The 2,439-nt window shown below is 41.8% G+C and carries 1 protein-coding gene; it reads right to left on the bottom strand.

What is annotated here, in order from left to right; translation table 11 throughout:
• A partial coding sequence (locus HMPREF2628_RS00065; protein ID WP_180364262.1) for a beta-N-acetylglucosaminidase domain-containing protein occupies positions 1–2,439 on the bottom strand: 2,439 nt, incomplete at both ends.

Here is a 2,439-nt window from a genome sequence, read left to right on the forward strand (position 1 = left end):
TTGATGGAACAGCCTGTTCTTGGTCTGTTTTATTCACCAGACGAACATAACGTACCAAGTGGGTTGCGACAGATCTGTCTGTCAACTGGCTAGCTGGTGTCCATTCTTGCGCATTTACAGAATACTCTAGACTGAGTGCTGAGTTGGTTTGACCTTGGAGCTGGATACTATTAACTTGATGGATTCGGTCAAGTTTCATGCCTAGATAGCTATTTGCAGGAAGTTTAGTTCCAGCTGGAATTTGAAGTTCATAACGACCAAGGCTATCCACTACTGATGTTTCCTTCAAGGCATCCACGTTGGTGTCTGTTAAGTCGCTATTTCCAGAGCGTGTCTCAACAGAGAAGTCCTGAATACGCCACCAAAGGTCACTTGCCTTAGTATTGCGTACTCGGATGTATCGAGCATTGATAGCTCTAGTCACTTCCTTAGTTTGTTCTCCTGATAGGCGATCTAACTCTTGCCATGCAGATCCATCTGTAGAGTACTCAAGTACACCTGCGGCAAGTTTATCGCCAGTTCCTTGACGAAGACGAACTTTAGTGACTGACTTGACTTCACCTAGGTCAAGTTGTGCCCAGGCATCTACTGGAGTCGTATTGCTGCCGTCAGCATTTGCCATCATAGCTTCTGTATTATCTTTACCATCAGTAATTTGACTTGCTGATGTTCTCAATTTATAAACTAGATTTGAGCTGAGGCTAATTGTAGCAGTTTGTTGTTTACGAGCGTTCTCTACTGGACGATTTACTGCAATCTCGCGAACTGCAAACCAGGTGTCATCACGATCTTCTGTAGCAATCATACGTACTGCTTTAGCTTTGATGTTAAGATTTTCAAACTGAACAAGTGACTCATTACCAACATAAGTTGGTTCTTTCAAACTTACCCAATTATCTTTTTCATCTTGATACTGCACTTCAGCCTTACTAAAGGTATCACGTGGATTTGCCTGAGTTCCCATAGCAAAGGTCAAGGTTTGGATATCTACCGGTTTGTTAAATTTCATACCGATATAATCACCTGTCTTGATACTATTTGGTGATTTAATGAGGGCATGTGTTGCTAGGTCACCATCTGTTACTTCTGCCAGACCACCTTCTACACCCGTTCTATTAGTAATGAAACTACTAATGATTTGATCTGGATGCAATACTTTTTGAACTTCAGAAGCTAGAACTTCTTTCAAGGATAGGATAAATGGACGGATATGTTGAACACCCAATTCAGCCTTTTCAAGATGGTCTACATAATGGAAGGTATGAGTTTGAGACTGTTCGTACAATTTCAAACCTTTATAGTAGCTATCCCAAAGTTTGGCTGCATCATTTGTAGCCATAGCCTCTGTTCCTGTTAGGAAGGCATCAAGGGCATTCATTTGGTCGATTGCATTATCCAACCAATAGTGGATCTGTGCAACCATTTTTTTATCACCTGATGCTTTATAAAGTTCAGCCGCTTCTTTAATCTTGGCAAATTCTGCACGCAAGGTTGCACGTTCTGCAGTTACATCCTGACCCGCTTTGAGCTTAGTCATGAAGTCTGTCAATTTTGGAGCCAATTCAACTGATTCTTCTAGTTTAACGACACGACCATCCATGTTTTGGTTAATCATATGCTTACCAAGTTCGCGGAAGGCTGCTGATACCTTGCTATCTTCAAAATGACCATTTTCAACAAAGTTGAAGGCAATGTCATTGAGTTTCTTAGCTTCTTCTTCTGATTTCCATTGTTTCCATGTATATTGAGCTCCAGCAAAGAGGGCAATCTTAGATGGTTCAGACTGTTGCATTGGGTTCAACATGATACCGGATAGCAAGCTTGGATCCACATTCGGATGAAGGAATTTTTCACCACCACCTAGAATCAAGTGTTGTTTAGAGTTATCTGTAACTGGCCAGTTCACCCAAAGTGATACTGGACGATAAGTTTTACCACCTGCAGTTAGATTGTTCTTGAGAGTTGATAGGAAGCCTTCAGAAACTTCACCCCAAATCTTACCACCCGTCAAGGTCATAGATGTTGAACTTGGGAGATTTTCATTTAGAGATTTCAACTCTGCTTCACGCCCATTACCCCAATACTGACCTGGAACAAAGATCATTTCTTTGCGAAGACCGCTATAAGTTCCTTGCATTTCTGTCAACCAGTTGGTCATATCCTGCATCAAGCGGTTGTAGCTATTGTAGCCTCCAACTGGGCTTGGTGCATCATCGGCTAGAATACCAAATTCACGGACACCCACTTTCATCAACTGAGTAAATTTGGCCTTGATGGTTGCCAAATCTTCTTGGTAATGCGCTTCATTACCAAAGCGGATACGGTTGTTCATGAATGGATGGATGGTCCAAACATAGCGAGTTTTACTTTGATTTCCGACTCGAGCAAGTTCACGAATTTCAGCTAGTTTTTCTTCTGGGTAAAGTTCACGCCATTTCT

Origin of the sequence: Streptococcus sp. HMSC063B03, assembly GCF_001836965.1 — a bacterium.
Lineage (GTDB): Bacteria > Bacillota > Bacilli > Lactobacillales > Streptococcaceae > Streptococcus > Streptococcus pneumoniae_F.